The 18,842-nt window shown below is 71.7% G+C and carries 18 protein-coding genes; 4 read left to right on the forward strand and 14 right to left on the reverse strand.

Features of this window, described 5'->3' with window-relative positions; genetic code table 11:
- Nucleotides 1-30: 30 nt before the first annotated feature.
- The 5 genes from chvE to H180DRAFT_RS17360 all read right to left on the reverse strand — a co-directional run bounded on the left by chvE (nucleotide 31) and on the right by H180DRAFT_RS17360 (nucleotide 5,643).
- On the reverse strand, nucleotides 31-1,176 hold the full coding sequence (gene chvE / locus H180DRAFT_RS17340; protein WP_055486984.1) for a multiple monosaccharide ABC transporter substrate-binding protein: 1,146 nt from the start codon (nucleotides 1,174-1,176) through the stop codon (nucleotides 31-33).
- Nucleotides 1,177-1,179: 3 nt separating this feature from the next.
- Nucleotides 1,180-2,091 (reverse strand): hypothetical protein, encoded by a 912-nt coding sequence (locus H180DRAFT_RS17345; protein WP_254666062.1) that lies wholly within the window; start codon nucleotides 2,089-2,091, stop codon nucleotides 1,180-1,182.
- 190 nt (nucleotides 2,092-2,281) lie between these two features.
- Entirely contained in the window at nucleotides 2,282-3,361 is a 1,080-nt protein-coding gene (locus H180DRAFT_RS17350; RefSeq protein WP_055486986.1) for a zinc-dependent alcohol dehydrogenase, read from the reverse strand.
- Nucleotides 3,358-4,530 (reverse strand): mandelate racemase/muconate lactonizing enzyme family protein, encoded by a 1,173-nt coding sequence (locus H180DRAFT_RS17355; protein ID WP_055486987.1) that lies wholly within the window; start codon nucleotides 4,528-4,530, stop codon nucleotides 3,358-3,360. The genes H180DRAFT_RS17350 and H180DRAFT_RS17355 overlap by 4 nt, the downstream gene beginning before the upstream one ends.
- A 159-nt stretch (nucleotides 4,531-4,689) precedes the next feature.
- Nucleotides 4,690-5,643, reverse strand: coding sequence for an SGNH/GDSL hydrolase family protein (locus H180DRAFT_RS17360; RefSeq protein ID WP_055486988.1), 954 nt, complete (start codon nucleotides 5,641-5,643; stop codon nucleotides 4,690-4,692).
- A gap of 322 nt (nucleotides 5,644-5,965) precedes the next feature.
- On the opposite strand from H180DRAFT_RS17360, the gene H180DRAFT_RS17365 reads away from it, so the two are divergent.
- Nucleotides 5,966-6,460 carry a DUF3145 domain-containing protein gene (locus H180DRAFT_RS17365; protein WP_055486989.1) on the forward strand — a complete coding sequence of 165 codons (495 nt, stop codon included), beginning with the start codon at nucleotides 5,966-5,968 and terminating at the stop codon, nucleotides 6,458-6,460.
- A gap of 184 nt (nucleotides 6,461-6,644) precedes the next feature.
- Here the strand turns inward: H180DRAFT_RS17365 and fabF are convergent, their stop codons facing one another.
- The 5 genes from fabF to H180DRAFT_RS17390 form a co-directional block, all read right to left on the reverse strand.
- Nucleotides 6,645-7,907: a beta-ketoacyl-ACP synthase II gene (fabF, locus tag H180DRAFT_RS17370; protein ID WP_175437790.1), complete on the reverse strand. Its 1,263-nt coding sequence runs from the start codon at nucleotides 7,905-7,907 to the stop codon at nucleotides 6,645-6,647.
- 110 nt (nucleotides 7,908-8,017) lie between these two features.
- On the reverse strand, nucleotides 8,018-8,266 hold the full coding sequence (locus tag H180DRAFT_RS17375) for an acyl carrier protein (protein WP_055486991.1): 249 nt from the start codon (nucleotides 8,264-8,266) through the stop codon (nucleotides 8,018-8,020).
- Between the two features lie 94 nt (nucleotides 8,267-8,360).
- Complete coding sequence (locus H180DRAFT_RS17380) at nucleotides 8,361-9,365, reverse strand: ketoacyl-ACP synthase III (RefSeq protein ID WP_055486992.1); 1,005 nt, start codon at nucleotides 9,363-9,365, stop codon at nucleotides 8,361-8,363.
- Between the two features lie 20 nt (nucleotides 9,366-9,385).
- Complete coding sequence (locus H180DRAFT_RS17385; RefSeq protein WP_055486993.1) at nucleotides 9,386-10,318, reverse strand: ACP S-malonyltransferase; 933 nt, start codon at nucleotides 10,316-10,318, stop codon at nucleotides 9,386-9,388.
- 101 nt (nucleotides 10,319-10,419) lie between these two features.
- A complete protein-coding gene (locus H180DRAFT_RS17390; RefSeq protein ID WP_175437793.1) occupies nucleotides 10,420-11,559 on the reverse strand; it encodes a PucR family transcriptional regulator in 1,140 nt (379 codons plus the stop codon).
- 162 nt (nucleotides 11,560-11,721) lie between these two features.
- Between H180DRAFT_RS17390 and H180DRAFT_RS17395 the strand changes: the two genes are divergently transcribed.
- On the forward strand, nucleotides 11,722-12,468 hold the full coding sequence (locus H180DRAFT_RS17395; RefSeq protein ID WP_055486995.1) for a pirin family protein: 747 nt from the start codon (nucleotides 11,722-11,724) through the stop codon (nucleotides 12,466-12,468).
- Nucleotides 12,469-12,633: 165 nt separating this feature from the next.
- Here the strand turns inward: H180DRAFT_RS17395 and H180DRAFT_RS17400 are convergent, their stop codons facing one another.
- Nucleotides 12,634-13,497 carry a serine hydrolase domain-containing protein gene (locus H180DRAFT_RS17400; RefSeq protein WP_055486996.1) on the reverse strand — a complete coding sequence of 288 codons (864 nt, stop codon included), beginning with the start codon at nucleotides 13,495-13,497 and terminating at the stop codon, nucleotides 12,634-12,636.
- Between the two features lie 79 nt (nucleotides 13,498-13,576).
- On the opposite strand from H180DRAFT_RS17400, the gene H180DRAFT_RS17405 reads away from it, so the two are divergent.
- Together H180DRAFT_RS17405 and H180DRAFT_RS17410 are read left to right on the forward strand one after the other, a co-directional pair.
- Complete coding sequence (locus H180DRAFT_RS17405; protein WP_055486997.1) at nucleotides 13,577-14,047, forward strand: MerR family transcriptional regulator; 471 nt, start codon at nucleotides 13,577-13,579, stop codon at nucleotides 14,045-14,047.
- 11 nt (nucleotides 14,048-14,058) lie between these two features.
- Nucleotides 14,059-15,099 carry an aldo/keto reductase gene (locus tag H180DRAFT_RS17410; protein WP_055486998.1) on the forward strand — a complete coding sequence of 347 codons (1,041 nt, stop codon included), beginning with the start codon at nucleotides 14,059-14,061 and terminating at the stop codon, nucleotides 15,097-15,099.
- A gap of 147 nt (nucleotides 15,100-15,246) precedes the next feature.
- On the opposite strand, the gene H180DRAFT_RS17415 is transcribed toward H180DRAFT_RS17410, so the two are convergent.
- The 3 genes from H180DRAFT_RS17415 to H180DRAFT_RS17425 form a co-directional block, all read right to left on the reverse strand.
- Nucleotides 15,247-16,452: an alpha/beta hydrolase gene (locus H180DRAFT_RS17415; protein ID WP_055486999.1), complete on the reverse strand. Its 1,206-nt coding sequence runs from the start codon at nucleotides 16,450-16,452 to the stop codon at nucleotides 15,247-15,249.
- Nucleotides 16,453-16,611: 159 nt separating this feature from the next.
- Complete coding sequence (locus H180DRAFT_RS17420; protein ID WP_055487000.1) at nucleotides 16,612-17,319, reverse strand: response regulator; 708 nt, start codon at nucleotides 17,317-17,319, stop codon at nucleotides 16,612-16,614.
- Nucleotides 17,316-18,686 (reverse strand): sensor histidine kinase, encoded by a 1,371-nt coding sequence (locus H180DRAFT_RS17425; protein WP_055487001.1) that lies wholly within the window; start codon nucleotides 18,684-18,686, stop codon nucleotides 17,316-17,318. Before H180DRAFT_RS17425 ends, H180DRAFT_RS17420 begins: the two co-directional genes overlap by 4 nt.
- Between the last annotated feature and the right edge of the window lie 156 nt (nucleotides 18,687-18,842).

Raw genomic sequence — 18,842 nt, forward strand, 5'->3', positions numbered from 1 at the left:
CCGCCGGCGCCGACTGCTCTGCCGGGGCCGTCACTTGAGCTGCCCCGCCTTGTAGTAGCCCTCGTCGACGAGGCGCTGGGTGTTGTCCTTGTCGATGCTCACGGGCTTCAGCAGGTAGGACGGCACGACCTTCTTGCCGTTGTCGTAGGTCTTGGTGTCGTTGACCTCGGGCTTCTTGCCGGTCAGCACGGCGTCGCCCATCTGCACGGCCTGCTTGGCGAGTTTGCGGGTGTCCTTGTAGACCGTCTGCGTCTGCTGCCCGCGGATGATCGACTTCACGGATGCCAGCTCGGCGTCCTGCCCGGTCACCACGGGGAAGGGCTTGTCCTTGCCGCCGTAGCCGGCGCTCTTGAGGGCGGAGAGGATGCCGATCGAGATGCCGTCGTAGGGGGAGAGGACCGCGTCGATCTCCTCCGAGCCGTAGTTCTTCGACAGCAGGTCGTCCATCCGCTTCTGCGCGGTGCCGCCGTCCCAGCGCAGCGTCGTGGCCTGGTTCATCTTCGTCTGCTTGCTGCGGACGTGCAGTTGGCCCTTCTCGATGTAGGGACGCAGCACCTTCATCGCGCCGTCCCAGAAGAACTTGGTGTTGTTGTCGTCCGGGGAGCCCGCGAAGAGCTCGACGTTGAACTCCTCGTCCTTCTTCTCGTCCAGCTTCAGCTTGTCGACGATGTAGCCGCCCTGGAGTTCGCCGACCCGCTCGTTGTCGAAGGACGCGTAGTAGTCGACGTTCGGCGTTCCCAGGATGAGCCGGTCGTAGGAGATCACGGGGACGCCGGCCTCCTTGGCCCGGCGCAGCACGTCCGTGAGGGCCGAACCGTCGATGGCCGCGACGACGAGCAGCCGGTGCCCCTTGGCGATCATGTTCTCGATCTGGGCGACCTGGTTCTCCACCTTGTCGTCGCCGAACTGGAGGTCGGCCTTGTAGCCGGCGGCCTTGAACTGCTTGGCCATGTTCCTGCCGTCGGCTATCCACCGTTCCGAGGACTTGGTCGGCATGGCCAGACCGACCGTGCCTCCCTTGCCCTTGTCCGGCTTGTAGCGGCTGCCGCCCTTCGCCTCCTGGCCGCAGGCGGCCAGCGAGGCGGTGAGCAGCGCGGCGGCCGCCAGAGCGGCCACGGGCGCGGTTCGCCGGCGCCGTCGTGGTACGGGACTCGGAGCGGGCGTGCGGATACCCATGTGTCAGTTCCTCTCGGGGAGGGGGAAACGCTGGAGTGTGCCGGGCAGTCGTGAGCCCGGCGGTGACATTCCGGAGTCGGCGCCGAGCCGGGCGAGCAGATCCAGGGCGAGCCGGCCCCGGCGTACCCGCTCGCGCGCGCCCCGGAGCGTCAGTTCGCGCAGGTGCGCACCGTAGGGGTAGATGCCCGGCGCCTTGCTGAGGCCGAACTTGAGGTAGATGGGTGCGCCGCGCCGGATCAGCTCGGCCGCGTCGTACATCCGTACGTAGCCGCCGAGGTCGTCGGGCGCCTCCAGATAGAAGTCCATCGGGGCCGCGCTGACGCGGCGTATCTCGGTGATGTGCGCGAGCGTCAGATCGGACGGGATGTTGAGCGAGTCCGCCCCGAGACGCTCGTGCACGCTGTACGCGGCCGGGTTGACCGGACCGATGAGCGCCGAGACCTTGAGCGTGGTGTCGGCGGGAAGTTCACCGCGGGCACGCAGCCGGTGGAGCGTCCACAGCACGCCCTCGTCGGCCACCAGCAGGCAGCGCACGCCCAGTTCGCTCGCCCGCAGCGCGTCCTCGACGCAGCCGGCCACGGCGTCGTGGCCGCGGGCGCGCAGACCCGCGCCGCCGGAGTCCGTGCGGGTCGAGGCTCCGACGTCCCACGTGCCGCGCGGGCCGGTGAAGAGGCACAGCTCGACGTTCCGTTCGGCGCACGCGTCCACCATCTCCGTGATTTCCGCGTCGGTCAGCATCCATACGCCGCTGCCCTGACTGATGCGGTGCACGGGCACGTCGAGGGAGGAAGCCTCCTCCAGCACGGCGGCAAGCGCCTCCGGCCCCTCGCAGGAGGGGACTTCGGTCCGCCAGGTGCCGCCGTCGGGGAAGGTGTGCGGCGAGGCGTCGGCCGGATCGGGTTCGGGGGCGCCCATGCCCAGGATGTCCAGGGCGTCGGCGCCGGGACGGCGGGTTCCGGTGGCTCGGGTGGGCACGGTGCTCCTGACGTTCGGGGTCGGGGGTCGGGGGTCGGGCAAGTACGTGTGGACTGCGCATCCGTATGCGGTTGTGCGGCGGGGACGAGGCGGGTGCGACGGCCCCTGCCGTGAGGTCGGGGCGGCGCGCTCAGGGCCTCAGCAGCACTTTTCCGACGGCCGGATCGCCGCTGCCGACGAGGCCGATCGCCTCGCCGAATCCGGTCAGCGGCAGTTCGTGCGTGATGAGGGGTGCGGGATCGAGCAGGCCGGTACCGAAGGCCCGTACGGCGTACGCCCACGCAGCGGACGGCGCGCCGAAGACCGACCGGACCGTCAGCTGGCTGACGGAGAGATGCACCGGGTCGATGCCCTGGGCACCCGGCTCGAACATGCCGGTGAGCACGACCCGCCCGCCGCGCCGGGCCAGCTTGCAGGCGTCGTGGGCCGTTCCGGCCGCGCCGGCCGTCTCCACGACCAGGTCGAAGCCTTCGGACCCGGTTTCGGACCCGGTGCCGGTGCCGGTGCCGGTTCCGCCCGGTTCCGCGGGCGTACGGGCGTGCGTCGCGCCCATCGTCAGGGCCTGCTCAGCACGCCGCGCGCGGGGATCGACGGCCAGCAGCTCGGCGGGGGAGTGCGCCGCGAGCAGCTGCACCGCGAGCAGCCCGAGCGTGCCCGCCCCGAGCACGGCCACGTGCTCGCCCGCCCGGGGCCGGGCTGCCAGCACCGCCGCCGCGACGACAGCCGCGGGCTCCAGCAGCGCCGCGGCCCGCAGATCGGCGTCGTCGGGCAGGACGTGCAGCAGCCGCTCGGGCAGCACGAGCGAATCGGCGAAGGCGCCGGGCTCGGTGAAGCCCGTCTCCTCGTATCCGCTCATGCACAGGCTGGTCGCCCCCTCCCGGCAGCGCTCGCAGCGCAGACAGGCACGGAAGCCCTCGGCGACGACCTTGCGTCCCAGCAGGTCCGGGGACGCTCCCTCACCGACGGCGTCGACGGTCCCCGCCCACTCGTGACCGGGCGTCACCGGGTAGCGGACGTAGCCTTCGGCGCGCGTGCCGTCGTAGACCTCACGGTCGCTGGCGCAGATCCCGGCGGCATGCACTGCGACGCGCACCTCGCCCCGCCCGGGCTGCGGCTGCGCTGCGGTGACCAGCCGGTGCTCGCCGGGCCGGTCGATGACCACGGACCGTACGGACGGTGTGCCGCCGGCGTCCTCCGGGCCGCCGCTCACGCTCCCTCGCCTCCTCCGGCAGCGGCCGGGTCCCGCTTCTCCCAGCCCTCGGCCCACAGGTCGAACCGGGCCTGCTGCTGGGGGAATTCGGCTGCCGCGTCGACGTCCAGCTCGACGCCGAGACCGGGCTCGGAGGGCAGCTGGAAGTAGCCGTCGACGACCTGCGGCGCTCCCTTCACGACCTTCTTGATCCCGGCGTCGGCGAAGTCGTTGAAGTGTTCGAGGATCTTGAAGTTGGGGGTGCAGCCCGCGAGCTGAAGGGACGCGGAGGTCAGTACGGGCCCGCCGACGTTGTGCGGCGCCACCAGCATGTAGTGCGTCTCGGCGGTGGCGGCGAGCTTCCGGGCCTCGAGGATTCCGCCGATGTGGCCCACGTCCGGCTGGATGACGTCGGCGGCCTGCGACTCGAAGATCTCCCTGAACTCGATGCGGTCATGGATGCGTTCGCCCGTCGCCACGGGCAGGTCCACCTTCTCCGCGACCTTGGCCAGTGCCTTGAGGTTCTCCGGCGGCACCGGCTCCTCCAGCCACGCAGGACGGAAGGGCGCCATCTCCTGAGCCAGCCGCACGGCCGTGGACGGGCTGAACCGTCCGTGCATCTCCAGCATCAGCTCGGTCTCCGGCCCGATCGCGTCCCGCACGGCCTCGATCAGTGAGACGGCGTAGCGCGTCGCCTCGTGGTCCAGTTCGAAGTGGCCCGTCCCGAACGGGTCGATCTTCAGGGCGCGGTAGCCCTTGCCGATCACCGCCCGTGCCGCCTCGTGGTACGCCTCCGGGGTCCGCTCGGTGGTGTACCAGCCGTTCGCGTACGCCTTGACCCGGTCGGTGACCTTTCCGCCCAGCAGCTGCCACACCGGTACGCCCAGCGCCTTGCCCTTGATGTCCCAGCAGGCCATCTCCACGCAGGCGATGCCGGACATGACGATCTCGCCGGCCCGCCCGTAGTCGCCGTACTTCATCCGCCGCACCAGGTCCTCGACGGCGAACGGGTCCGACCCGGCGATGTGGTTGGCCTCTGCCTCCCGCAGATAGCCGACGAGAGCGTCGGTGTGGCCGAGCATCCGGGTCTCCCCGACCCCCGTGAGGCCTTCGTCGGTATGGACCCGCACGTACGTCAGATTGCGCCAGGGCGTGCCGACGACATGGGTGGTGATTCCGGTGATGCGCACTTGAGGCGGCCCTTCACAGACATTCATTGTTCGAGATTTCGTCACATGTTCGAAATGCTGTCCGTGAATGTATTGATGCTCTGTGAGCGGCGTCAATGGGTGGTGCGGCGCTTCTTGCGGGAGCGGCCGCGTCCGGGCGGACGCGTACGGGCCGCGCCCCTATCCGGGGTGCTCGCCGTGCCGCGCGGTGATGCCGCGGTGGGCGAGTTCGGCGAGCTTGCGCTGCCCGGCCTTGCTGGGGTGGAACCAGTCCCAGCGGCTCAGCTCGGTCCTGGTGAAGCGGTAGCGGAAGACCGCGCCCCCGTCGTAGCGGCAGCGCGGCATCTTCCCGCACTCCTCCTTCAGTACGGAGTTGTACGCCAGCACCCGCTCGTGCACCTGCTGCCGCCGCTCCCGGGCGGCCGGGCCGTCCGACAGCGGGTCGCGAAGCATCGACTGGCAGATCCCCAGGCCCCAGACGCGCTCGGCCCAGGGGTCGTCACGCCCCTCGGACCACAGGCGCTTGAGGTTCGGCACGCTCGAGACGTACACGTGCGACTTCGGGCGGGATTCGCGCAGAGTGCGCAGCGATGCGCGGAAGCCGGCGCGGAAGTCCTCGACGGGAGTCATCTGCCCGACGGTGGGCCGGCAGGCGTCGTTCGCGCCCGCCAGCACTGTCACCAGATCGGGGCGCTTCCGCGCGGCGCGCTCCATCTGCTGAGGCAGATCGGCCATGAGGGAGCCGCTGACCGCGAAGTTCCAGCTGCGCCGCTGCGGAGCGTCGTCCAGGAGCCGAGCGGCGAGGCTCCGCACCGAGGCGTCCGTACCGGTGACCCAGGAGACGCGGTCGCAGTCGGCGAGCAGTGAACAGGCGTCGAATCCACGGGTGATGGAGTCGCCGACCGCCGCGATGGACTCCGGGCTCCGGTCCCAGGGAGGCGTCGGCGAGGGGCGCGTCGCGCCAGGAGGGCGCTCCCCGGTTGTGTCCCCGCTTCCGAAGCCCCATACGGCGACGACGGCGAGACCTCCGGTGAGTACGAGAGCGGCCGAGGCGAGCGCGACGGCCCGCCCACGACGCGCTATCCGCGCACCGGTACCCGGGCGGCTGCCCGCGGCCCCGCGTCTCTCCGGCATCTTCCCCCTCGTTCCTCGCCCTCCGTGCGACGGTACGTCACCGCTCGTCCACGGGTGCGCGGTAGCTTGGCCCCGTGCTCTCCCGCGAGTTTCGCATCGGGCAGGCGGGCCGGCGGGCGTGTTCGGCGAAGCAGAACATTACACCGAGTCACCTCATGTCCCCTTCGGGGAGAATTGGCGCCAATGGTGTTTACTATTCGTGACCACGGCGCTGATGGAGAAGTGCCCGGTGGTGCAGGATGTCAGGCGCCGCTCCGGCGCGTGACCGGCAGTAGTCGAGGCAGTCCGGCGAAGACGCCCTCGAACCGCACTGGAGGTTCCGGTGACGACACGTGGAGTTCTGTACGTGCACTCCGCTCCCCGCGCGCTGTGCCCGCATGTCGAATGGGCTGTGGCCGGTGTCCTCGGCGCCCGCGTCAACCTCGACTGGATCAGACAGCCGGCCTCCCCTGGCACCTGGCGTGCGGAGTTCTCCTGGCAGGGCGACCCCGGCACGGCGTCCAAGCTCGCCTCCGCGCTTCGTGGTTGGCACCTGCTGCGCTTCGAGGTGACCGCCGAGCCCTGCACCGCCGCCGAGGGTGAGCGCTACAGCTCCACGCCCGAGCTCGGGATCTTCCACGCCGTCACCGGCATGCACGGGGACATCCTCATTCCGGAGGACCGGCTGCGTGCGGCGGTGGACCGCGCCTCGCGCGGCGAGAGTGAACTCGAGGCGGAGATCGCCAAGTTGCTGGGCAAGCCCTGGGACGACGAGCTGGAACCTTTCCGCTACGCGGGCGAAGGCGCTCCCGTGCGCTGGCTGCACCAGGTCGTCTGAGGCCTCAAGTCCTCACCGTCCCAAGGGTACTGGCCTTCCCCCGTGTCCGAACGGCTCCCTGCGGCTGTCCTCCCGGCGGCCGCCTGAGATGCCGGCCGCCTGAGCACACGGAAAGGCGTGAGGGGCAGCTCACGGGGAGCTGCCCCTCACGTGTGTGCCCGTCCGTCGTGTGCCGCGTGCGGGATCAGACCGTACGGAAGGCGAGCACGACGTTGTGGCCGCCGAAGCCGAAGGAGTTGTTCAGCGCGGCGATCGTTCCACCGGGAAGGGGGCGGGCCTCCCCGCCCACGATGTCGGCGTCCGCCTCCGGGTCCGGGTTGTTGAGGTTGATCGTCGGCGGGGCCGTGCGGTGGTGCAGAGCGAGGATCGACGCGACGGTCTCGATGCCGCCCGCACCGCCCAGCAGATGACCCGTCATCGACTTCGTGCCGGAGATGGCCATGTGGTCGGTGTCGTCGCCGAAGACCTTGCGCAGCGCCTTCAGTTCGGCGATGTCGCCGAGGGGCGTCGACGTCGCGTGCGCGTTGATGTGCATGACCTCGGCGGGCTTGAGGTCGGTCTGCCCGAGGAGGTTCTCCAGCGCCAGCGCGATGCCGTTGCCGCTGGGCTCCGGCTGCGTGATGTGGTGGCTGTCGGCCGAGATGCCCTGGCCGACGGCCTCCGCGTAGATCCGCGCACCGCGCTTCTTCGCGTGCTCGGCCGACTCCAGCACGACGACGCCCGCGCCCTCGCCCATGACGAAGCCGTTGCGGTCGGCGTCGTACGGGCGCGAGGCGCCCTCCGGGTCGTCGTTGTCCTTCGACATCGCCATCATGTTGCCGAACGCGGCGATGGGGAGGGGGTGTATGGCGGCCTCCGTGCCGCCGGCGACGACCACGTCGGCACGGCCCGAACGGATCATCTCCACCGCGTAGCCGATCGCCTCGGACCCGGAGGCACAGGCGCTGACCGGGGTGTGCACACCGGCGCGCGCGTTGATCTCCAGACCGACGTTGGCGCTGGGGCTGTTGGGCATCAGCATCGGCACCGTGTGCGGCGAGACGCGGCGTGCGCCCTTCTCCCGCAGGTTGTCGTACTGGCCGAGCAGCGTGGTGACACCGCCGATCCCGGAGGCGACGACCGCACCGAGCCGGTCCGGCGAGATGCTGGCTTCCTCGCCGGCCCTGGCGGTGAAGCCGGCGTCCGCCCACGCCTCACGGGCCGCCACCAGCGCGAACTGCGCCGAGCGGTCCAGCTTGCGGGCCTGGGGCCGCGGAATGACCTCCGTGGGCTCCACCGCGATCTCGGCGGCGATGCGGACGGGCAGTTCGGCCGCCCAGTCCTGGGTGAGAAGGGCGACGCCGGAACGTCCGGCGACCAGTCCCTCCCAGGTCGACGCGCTGTCGCCACCCAGCGGTGTGGTTGCTCCGATACCGGTGACGACCACGGAGTGTTGGGTCGTATTCACTGGATTCATCTCTCCACTGGTAGAGGGTGAGCCGTGCGAACCACCTCGCCCGCGCCCCGGTTCGGGGCCCGGGGACGCGGCGGATGGCGACGAATCGCGCGGGTGTCGTCTCAGCTCTGGTGCTTGAGGATGTACTCGGTCGCGTCGCCCACGGTCTTGAGGTTCTTCACGTCGTCGTCCGGGATCTTGACGCTGAAGCGCTCCTCGGCGGCGACGACGACCTCGACCATGGACAGCGAGTCGACGTCCAGGTCGTCGGTGAAGGACTTGTCCAGCTGGACGTCCTCGGTGGGGATACCGGCGATCTCGTTCACGATCTCGGCGAGACCGGCGACGATCTCTTCCTGCGTGGCGGCCATCTCGGCGCTCCTTAGGTATTTGCGTACTTGCGAGTTGTCTTGCGAGGTCGCCACACATTGCCGCACGACGCTGTACGGACTGTGTGGATCTTGACTAGGGGAGGGTAACCACCGTTGCCGCGTAGACGAGCCCTGCCCCGAAGCCGATGACGAGTGCGGTGTCACCGCTCTTCGCCTCTCCGGTCGCCAGCAGCCGCTCCATCGCGAGCGGGATGGAGGCGGCCGAGGTGTTGCCGGTGGTTTCCACGTCGCGGGCGACCGTGACGTGCTCCGGCAGCTTGAGGGTCTTCACCATCGAGTCGATGATCCGCATGTTGGCCTGGTGCGGGATGAAGACGTCCAGATCCGCCGGGGCCACCCCGGCGGCGTCGAGGGCCTGCTGGGCCACCTTCGCCATCTCGTAGACGGCCCAGCGGAAGACGGCCTGGCCCTCCTGGCGGATGGCGGGGAACTTCTCCACCTCGCCCGTGCGGTACGCGTCCCAGGGGACGGTCTGGCTGATGACGTCCGCCTTGTCGCCCTCCGAACCCCAGATGCACGGGCCGATTCCCGGCTCGGTGGCGGGGCCCACGATGACGGCGCCCGCGCCGTCGCCGAAGAGGAACGCGGTGGAGCGGTCCGTCAGGTCGGTCAGGTCCGAGAGCCGCTCCGAGCCGACCACGAGCACGTATTCGGCGCTGCCGTCGGCGATCATGCCCTTGGCGAGGGCGAGCCCGTAACCGAAGCCCGCGCAGCCCGCGTTGATGTCGAAGGCGGCCGCCTTGCCGGCGCCCATGCGGTCGGCGATCTCGGTGGCGATCGACGGCGTCTGCTTGAAGTGCGACACCGTCGAGATGATCACGGCACCCACCTGCTCCGGCGTGATGCCCGCATCGGCGACGGCCTTGCCCGCCGCTTCCAGCGTCATCTCGGCGACCGTCTCGTCCGGGCCGGCCCAGTGGCGGGCCGCGATGCCGGAGCGGGAGCGGATCCACTCGTCGGACGAGTCGATGTGCTTGAGGATCTCCTCGTTCGGCACGATCCGGGTGGGCCGGTAGCCGCCCACGCCGAGGATGCGCGAGTACGGGGAGCCCTTGGTGGGATTGATCTTCGCGGTCATGGTCTGGAGCTCCTTGCGGCTCAGGCGGTCTGCGCGTGCTCGGCGATCAGTTCGCGCGCCGCGTCGAGATCATCAGGTGTTTTCAGCGCCAGGGTCCGTACGCCGGGGAGACCGCGCTTGGCCAGACCGGTGAGGGTGCCGCCCGGGCAGACCTCGATGAGTGCGGTGACGCCCATCTTCCGGAAGGTCTCCATGCACAGGTCCCAGCGCACCGATGCGGAGATCTGGCCGACCAGGCGCTGCACGACCTGCCGGCCGTCCTCGACGACGGCTCCGTCCAGGTTCGAGACGTAGGGGAGCACGGGGTCGGCGACCTCTGCCCCCTCGACCGCGCCGGCCAGCACGTCGACGGCCGGTGCCATGTGGTGGGTGTGGAAGGCGCCCGCCACCTTCAGCGGGATGACCCGCGCCTTCTCGGGCTTGTCGTCGGTGAGGGCCGCGAGTTGCTCCGCGGTGCCCGCGGCGACGATCTGACCGCCGCCGTTGATGTTCGCCGCGGTGAGCCCGAGCTTGTCCAAGTGGGCGACGACCGCCTCGGGTTCGCCGCCGAGCACCGCGGACATGCCGGTGTCCGTGACGGCGGCGGCCTCGGCCATGGCCCGGCCGCGTGCGGTCACGAGCGTCATGGCGTCGGCGGGCGAGAGCACACCGGCCAGGGCGGCGGCTGCCAGTTCACCGACGCTGTGGCCGGCCACGGCACCGGCGGCCCCGGCCACGTCACGGCCCTCCAGGAGGGCGTCCGCCGAGACGAGGCTCGCGGCGACCAGGAGGGGCTGTGCCACGGCGGTGTCGCGGATCTCCTCCTCACCGGCCTGCGAGCCGTAGTGGGCGAGGTCCATGCCGACGGCGGCCGACCACTCCGCGAGCCTGTCGGCGACGCCGGGGAGTTCGAGCCAGGGAGTCAAGAGGCCAGGCTTCTGGGCGCCTTGGCCGGGAGCGACGAGTACGAGCACTCTTTCACTCTCCCCTGTGAGGCGCCTTGCGCGCCGGTACGGAGCGGTACGAAGAACCGGAGGGCAATTTGTCGAGGCCCGACAAAGACGCCCGGTCCCGGTCAGGCACCGTTCCCGAAGTCGCTGAGACGCCCCAGGATCAGGGCGATACGCAGCGTGAAGGCCGAGCGGACGTCGGAGGGCGACCACCCGGTGACGTCCGTCACACGTCGCAGCCGGTAGCGCACGGTGTTGGGGTGTACGAACAACATCCGCGCCGCGCCCTCGAGGCTGCTCGCCTGTTCCAGATAGACGCTCAGCGTCTCCAGGAGCGCGGAGCCCGCCTCCTCCAGCGGTCTGTAGATCTCCTCCACCAAGAGGTCCCGCGCGGTGGGGTCGCCGGCCATCGCGCGCTCCGGCAGCAGGTCGTCCGCGAGTACCGGACGCGGCGCGTCCTGCCAGGCGGCGCAGGCGCGCAGCCCGGCCGCGGCCGCCTGTGCCGAGCGGGTCGCCGAGAGGAGGTCTCCGACGATCGGACCGGCCACGACAGGACCCGGCGCGAACGGCCCGATCAGGGACTTCGCGGCGCGCAGCGGATCGTCGCTGCCGCCGGCGACGACGACGAGACGGCTGCCGAGAACGCCCGTGAGCACCTGGAGTTTCGCGTGCCGCGCGGCCCTCCTTATGGCCTCGACCGTCAGTTCGCTGTCTCCGTCCGGTGCCGTGCCCAGCACCACGGCGACGTGCTCCGGCGCGTTCCAGCCGAGCGCGGCCGCACGGGAGACGGCGCCCTCGTCGGCCTCGCCGGAGAGGACGGCGTTGACGACGAGCGACTCCAGCCGCGCGTCCCATGCTCCGCGTGCCTCGGCTGCCTGTGCGTAGACCTGGGCGGTGGCGAAGGCGATCTCGCGCGCGTACACCAGGAGGGCCTCGCGCAGCACCGACTCGTCACCCGGAGCGGCGACCTCGTCGATCGCAGCCTCGACGACCTCGATCGTGGTGCGCACGAGTTCGACGGTCTGGCGCAGCGTGATGGCCCGCGTCAGTTCGCGCGGCGCCGTGCCGAAGACGTCCGTGCTGATGGCCTGGGACGTCTCGGGGTGGCGGAACCACTCGGTGAAGGCCGCGATGCCCGCCTGCGCGACGAGTCCGATCCAGGAGCGGTTCTCCGGCGGCATCGCCCGGTACCACGGCAACTGCTCGTCCATGCGCGTAATGGCGGCCGCGGCGAGCTTCCCGGACGACTGCTCCAGGCGCCGCAGAGTCGCGCCGTGCGGGTGCTCGGCGTGCTCCGGGCGCTCGTCGGACGGGGGGTTCGCGGGAGGATCTGTGGATTCGGGCACGTGCCAAGACTGCCTCATCGGCCCGCGGGCCGACGGCCGGGGGCTCTGCTGCGGTGCCGCGGAGCGGATTACGGTGGGCGCATGCTTCAGGTGTGGCGGGGGTCCGACCGGTATCGGGGCGGTGACGAGGCGGCGGGGATCGACACCCGGCACGCCTTCTCGTTCTCGGGTTTCTACGACCCGGACAACGTCGGGTTCGGGCAGCTGGTGGCCTGCAACGAGGAGCGGCTGGCACCGGGTGCGGGGTTCCCCGAACATCCGCACAGGGACGTCGAGATCGTGACGTGGGTCGTCGAGGGGGAGCTGGAGCACATCGATTCGACGGGCCGTACCTCGCGCGTCCGTGCCGGCGACGTGCAGCGGATGGGCGCGGGGAGCGGCGTGCGCCACATCGAACGCAACGCGGGCCCGGGACCGCTGTGTTTCGTGCAGATGTGGCTGGTCCCCGGCTCCTCGGGCAGCGGCACGGACGGGCGGGGCGGCAGCGGAGAGCCCGAGTACGAAGTGGTGCACGGCATCGCCGACGGGACGCCCTTCGCGGTGCCGCGGACCGAGGCCGTGATGCATGTGCGGCGCCTGGCTGAGGGCGAGCGTACGGCGGTGCCGGACGCGGCGTGGGTGTACGTGCACGTGGTGCGGGGCGTGGCCGAGATCGGCTCGGGAGCGGCAGCCGGGGACGGGGCGTCCCCGGCCGGTGCCGGACGGCAGAGGCTGGCCGCCGGCGACGCCGCGCGTATCACCGACGCCCGTGACCTGGACGCACACGGCGCCGGGGGGCCTGTGGAGATGCTGATGTGGGAGATGCACGCGGAGCCCGGCTACGGCTGAACGCCGCGCGGGAGGCGCCGTCCGGCGCGCCGTCCGGCCCCGCACGGCCCCGCCCGGCCCCGTCCGGCCCGGGGCGCCTGCCGTACGTGCCGCCCGGCCCCTGCCGTGCGGGCCGTCCGGCACCTGCCGTACGTGCCGCCCGCCCGGTGCCGGACACCCGGGGGGTCAGCCCCGGGCGGCACCGGAGCGCAGCTCGGCGAGGACCGCGTCCGTGAACGGCGGCCACGCGTCGACGGCCCACTGGCCGAAGTCGCGGTCGGTGAGCGCGACGCAGGCGGCCCCCGCCTCCGGGTCGACCCACAGGAAGGTGCCCGACTGCCCGAAGTGCCCGTACGTGCGCGGGGAGGACGAACTGCCCGTCCAGTGAGGGGACTTGGAGTCCCTGATCTCGAAGCCGAGCCCCCAGTCGTTGGGCGACTGCTGTCCGTAGCCCGGGAGAACGCCCTTGAGGTCCGGGAAGGCCACCGACGTCGCTTCGTCGAGGGTCCGGCGGCTGAGCAGCCGCGGCGCGAGAAGTTCGGCGGCGAAGCGGGCGAGGTCGTCGGCGGTGGAGACGCCGTCCTTGGCGGGGGAGCCGGGAAGTTCCGTCGCCGTCATGGCCAGCGGCTCCAGGACCGCCTCGTGCAGATACTGCGGGAACGGGATCTCGGTGACCTTCGCGAGGTGATCGCCGAGCGCCTCGAAACCCGCGTTGGAGTAGATGCGGCGAGTGCCCGGAGCGGCCATCGGCTTGTCCTCGTCGAACGCCAGCCCCGAGGTGTGCGCGAGAAGGTGCCGGACCGTGGAGCCTTCCGGCCCGGCGGGATCGTCCAGCTCCAGGGCCCCCTCCTCGACGGCTATGAGGACCGCGTACGCGGCGAGGGGCTTCGTGACGGACGCGAGCGCGAAACGGTGACCTGTGCTGCCGTGAGCGGCGGCAGTGGTGGGCGTCCCGGCGCCGGAGGCGGCGTCCGTGCCGTGCGGCCACGAGACGACGGCGGCGGCAGCGGTCGGCACGGGCCAATTGTCGATCATCCGCAGGCTGTTCATGGGGCCGAGCGTACGTGACGCGGTCCGGCCGGGATTTTGCGCTTGCCTGGAGCGCACTCGAAGTCCGTAGCGTTCACTCATGACCGTGACGGAGACGGAGACAGCGGACGAAGCAGTAGAACCGGAAGCGTGCGCCGGCCGTGGGAGGCTGCCCCACCCCAGGCCCGACGGCCAGGACCGGTACACGATCAGCGAGGTCGCCGCGATCTGCGGGCTGAGCGCGCACACGCTGCGCTGGTACGAGCGGATCGGGCTGATGCCGCACGTGGACAGGTCGCACACGGGGCAGCGGCGCTTCACCAACAAGGACCTCGGCTGGCTCGACCTGGTCGCCAAGCTGCGGCTGACAGGCATGCCGGTCGCGGACATGGTGCGCTACGCCGAGCTCGTCCGGGCCGGTGAGCACACCTTCCCCGAGCGGTACGACCTGCTGGTGGCCACGCGTGAGGACGTACTGCGACGCGTCGCCGAGCTTCAGGAGACCCTCGCGGTCCTCGACTACAAGATCGGCATCTACTCCGACGCCCGGCGGGCGCCGGAATCCGCCTGAGAGGGGCAGCATTGACTTCGAATCCGGGCAACAGCGAGAAGATCGCGACGACACGGCTCGGCGCGAACGGTCCCGAAGTGGGCGTGCAGGGCCTCGGCTGCATGGGCATGAGCTGGGCCTACGGACCCACCGACGACCCGGACGAGGCGAGGGCCACGCTGGAGCGGGCGCTCGAACTGGGTGTCACCCTCTACGACACGGCCAACGTCTACGGCCGGGAGGAAGGCGAGAACGAGCAGTTCATCGCGCCCTTCGTCCGGTCCCACCGGGACGAGGTCGTCCTCGCGACGAAATACTCGCTGTCGTGGGACGCCGACGAGCCCGCCAAGCGGATCATCCGCAACGACCCTCCGTACATCAGGCGCTGCGCCGAGGACAGCCTGCGGCGGCTCGGCGTCGAGACGATCGACCTGTACTACATGCACCGGCGGGATGTGAGTGTGCCGCTGGAGGAGTCCGTCGGCGCCATGGCCGAGCTCGTGCAGGAGGGCAAGGTCAGGTACCTGGGGCTGAGCGAGGTGACGGCGGCGGAGCTGCGCACGGCACATGAGGTGCACCCCGTCGCGGCGGTGCAGTCCGAGTGGTCGCTCTTCAGCCGTGACGTCGAGGACGGCGTGGTGGAGGCGGCCCGTGAACTGGACGTCGCCTTCGTGCCGTACTCGCCGCTCGGGCGGGGCTTCCTCACGGGGTCCTTCGTGAATGCCGAGACGGAACTGACAAGCGACGACTTCCGCAAGACGCAGCCCCGCTTCACCGGCGGCAACGCGAGCGCGAACGCGGAGCTGCTCGAACCCGTGCGGAAGATCGCCGGGTCGCGCGGTGCAACCCCGGGGCAGATCGCGCTGGCCTGGGTGCAGCAGCAGGCCGCTCTGCGCGGGATGACGGTCGTCCCCATCCCCGGCACCCGCAGGCGGAGCAGGGTCGAAGAGAACGCCGCGGCCACCCGCATCGAGCTCTCGGAGGACGAACTGGCGTTGCTGGAGCCCATCGCGGGCCGGGTCGCCGGGGACCGCTACCCGGACATGTCGTTCACCTCCGCCGGGCGGGAATGAGGGACGACGGCGCGAACGACCGGCGACGGTGCGGAGGCGGCCCGGCGCCCGGGAGGACCCGGCCCCAGGGAGGGCCCGGCGCCCGATGGGCCCTGGCGCCCGGGAGCCCCACGCGCCCCCGCACCGTCGCCGTGGTCCCGTCGCGCATCACGGCGTGAGGCCCTTCGTGCACGATCCGGACGGTGTGCGCTCCGGCGACGAGCACTGCACCTCGTCGTACGAACCGAGCGTGATCGCGGCGAAGTTGGCCAGCGAGTCGGTGCCCGGGGCGAGGTAGCCGGTGTGGCCGCCGGCCCGAGCGGAGGAGACGACACGCGCGCCGAAGCTCTCCGACGCCGGGTCCGCACCGTGCCCGAGGCCGAAGACCTCCACGTTCGGCACCCTGCCGATCCAGTCACCGGCGTCGCGGGCCGCCCAGACCCGCAGGGGAGTGCCCAGCTCCCCGACGGAGCCGGCGTGCATCCCGGGCGAGCCGAAGACGATCAGGTCGGAGGCCTCGCGCCGCGTCAGGTGCCCGGCGGCCCTCCCGCACACGACGGAGCCGTAGCTGTGGCACAGCACCGTGGGTGCGGGAGCACCCGTGTCGGCGAGCCCTCGAAGGAAGCGCTCCAGCCGGGGAGCGCCGGCGGCGGCGAGGCGACCCGTCGCCGCGTCCGGTCCCAGCCCGACGGGTGTCGTGTAGCCGGACCAGGCGATGACGGCCGTGCGGGTGCCGGGTTCCGCGGCCGTCATGCGGGCGCGCAGAGAGGCGGCCATGCCCGCCGGAGTCCCGTATCTGTTGGGGCCGTTGCTGTCGTACGTGGCCAGGTCGATGTCCGATCCCGGCACGAAGACGGCTGTGCGGTCCGCTCCTTCCAGGTCGCCGTACACCTCCGCGATCTGGCCGCGGCCCCGCGGGTCGAAGGCGAGGATCCGGCGCTCCCGGCCGAGGAGCCGGGCGTACCGGTCGGCCTTCGCCCGCGCGAGCTGCCGGTCCTGCGGCGTACGGGAGGGATCGGCGGCGCGTGCACGCTCACGCGCGCGTTCGGCGCGCAGGGCACGGCGGTTGGCCGCGTATCGCAGCGCCGTCGGCGCGCCGTCGAGGTTGCCGGTCACCAGCGGGTGCCGGTGGACGAGGGCGTCCCGTTCCCCCGGCGTCAGCCCCGCGAAGAAGGCGGCGATACGGGCCGGCCGTGCCGCCGGGTCGGGGAGGGGGCGGCCGAGGGTGTGTTCGTCCGCGCGCCATGAGTCCGCCCCCTGGGGCGGACCGGTGACGGCCTTCTGCGTCGATCCGGCCGCCCAACCGGCGGTGGCCGCGACGACGGTGACCGTGAGTGCGGCCGCGGTCAGTGCCCGCTTCAGACGGCGCTTCATCCCCGTACTCCCTCCGTCGGCCGCCGGAGGGACCGGTGGCCTGTCGGGAGGAGAGTCGGACGGGCGTGTGCGGCCTCACGTCACACCGGGGAGCCAACTCCCGCGTGATACCGGGGTATCGGCATGCCCTCCGGGAGGAGGAGACGGGCCGCGGGAGGGTCAGGCCTCGCCCGGGGAGATCAGGCCCGATTCGTACGCGAAGATCACGGCCTGCGCGCGGTCGCGCAGCTGAAGCTTCGTGAAGATCCGGCTCACGTGTGTCTTGACGGTCTGTTCGGCCAGCACGAGGACATCGGCGATCTCGCCGTTGGACCGGCCGCGGGCGAGGAGTTCCAGCACCTCCGTCTCACGGTCCGTCAGCCCGTTGAGCCGGAGGCCGCGCGACGCCTGCGGCGCGGGCCGCTGCCTGGCGAAGTCGGCGATGAGCCGCCGGGTGACCGAGGGGGCGAGCAGCGCCTCGCCCTCGGCGACGATCCGCACGGCCGCGATGAGATCGGCGGGCGGTGCGTCCTTCAGCAGGAATCCGCTGGCCCCTGCGCGCAGGGCCTCGTAGACGTAGTCGTCCACGTCGAAGGTGGTCAGCATCAGCACCTTGGGCCGGTGGGCCTTTCCGTCGCCCCTGCCGGCGCGGGCCCGGGTGCCGTCGTCCGTTCCGAGCAGCCGCCTGGCGGCCTCCAGCCCGTCCGTCTCCGGCATGCGCACGTCCATGAGGACCACGTCGGGGTGCGTGCGCCGGCACAGTTCGACGCCCTGCGCCCCGTCCGCGGCCTCGCCCACCACGTCGATGTCGGACTGTGCGGCGAGGAGCGCGGCGAAGCCCGCACGCACCATGGCCTGGTCGTCGACGATGATCACGCGGGTCGTCATGAGGGCTCGGGGTCCTTCCCGGTCGGTTGCGCGGGGAGCAGCGGGATGCGGGCGGCGACGCGGAAGCCGCCGTCGGGGAGGTGCCCGGTCTCGAGCGAACCGCCGATGAGCCGGACGCGTTCGCGCATGCCCACCAGGCCGTGTCCGGTGCCGGCGGTCTCCAGGGGCGGGCCCGCGGAGCCGGCCGCGGGGCCGTTGACGACGAGGACCGTCAGACGGGCGGAAGCGGAGTCGCGGCTTCGCCCGGCGCGCCTGCCGCTCCTGCGGCCGGTCCCGTCGCGTTCGCCGTTCCCGCCGCTCGTGCTCCCCTCCCCGCTGGTCACCGATACGCGGACGGTGGCGCCCGGCGCATGCCGTACGACGTTGGCGAGCGCCTCCTGCACGATCCGGTACACGGACAGCTGCACCGCCTGCGGCAGCCCGGACAGCCCTTCCTCCACGGACAGTTCGGTGGGCACGCCCGCCCGTACGGTCGCCTCCGCCAGCTGACCGATCCTGTCCAGGCCGGGCTGCGGTGCCCGCTCGCCGTGCGACTCCTCGCTGCGCAGCACACCCAGCAGCCGCCGCATCTCCGTCAGCGACTCGCGGGCCGTCCCGGCGATGGAGCCGAACTCCTCCCGCGCCTGCGGCGGCAGCCCGCTCAGCCGGTACGGCGCGCTGTCGGCCTGCACGGTGATGACGGACATGTGGTGCGCAACGACGTCGTGCAGCTCACGCGCGATACGGGCCCGCTCCTCCAGCAGCGTGCGGCGGGCGCGTTCGGCCTCGCTGATCGTCTCCTGCTCCGCGAGGCGACGCTGAGCGTCCCCCCGCTCGCGTACCGCGCCGCCGAGCAGCAGCACGATGCCGCTGAGCACCGTCATGAGCACGTTCGTGCCGTCGCTGCGCTCCGGTGCGAGGAAGCCGAGCGCCAGCGAGAGCACGAGGGTGACCGACCAGACGGCGATCAGCGTGCGCCGCCGCTCGCGCAGCGACAGGGCCAGACACAGCGCCAGATAGCCGATGATCTGCGCGGGCGGCCACGGCCACGAGTTCTCCACGGGCGAGGTGAACAGCAGCAGCAAGGCGCCGACGGTGTCCGCGACGATCACGATCCACCAGGCCTGGAGCGGCCGTGTGACGGCCAGGAGCAGGGGGCCGGACTGCGTGAGGGCCAGCGAGACCGCCACAGGGCCCGGGAGTGCGTGCTCCTGTGACAGCACGTCGGAGGTGACCGGGATCAGCACCGCCACCAGTCCGAGAACGAGCACGTACGCCCATCGCCGTCCCCGGCGCCGGGACTCGGGGCCGGGCGGACGCGTGTCCGCGCTCGCGGGCGTGGTCAGGGCCTCCCAGAGCAGGTGCAGCCCGCGCTCGGCCGCCTGCACGGGCGCGGAGAGCGGCTTCGCCGGACCGTGTGACGGCGCGCGTGACGGCTCGTGGGGTGGCTCGCGTGGTGTTTCGCGGGATCGCCCGCGTGACGGCTCGCCGGGCGGGGAGCCCGGGTGTCCCGGAGCGTCTGAGGCGTTCATCGCGCAGCCAGG

The sequence above is a fragment of the Streptomyces sp. WMMB 322 genome, from assembly GCF_900090145.1.
Taxonomy (GTDB): domain Bacteria; phylum Actinomycetota; class Actinomycetes; order Streptomycetales; family Streptomycetaceae; genus Streptomyces.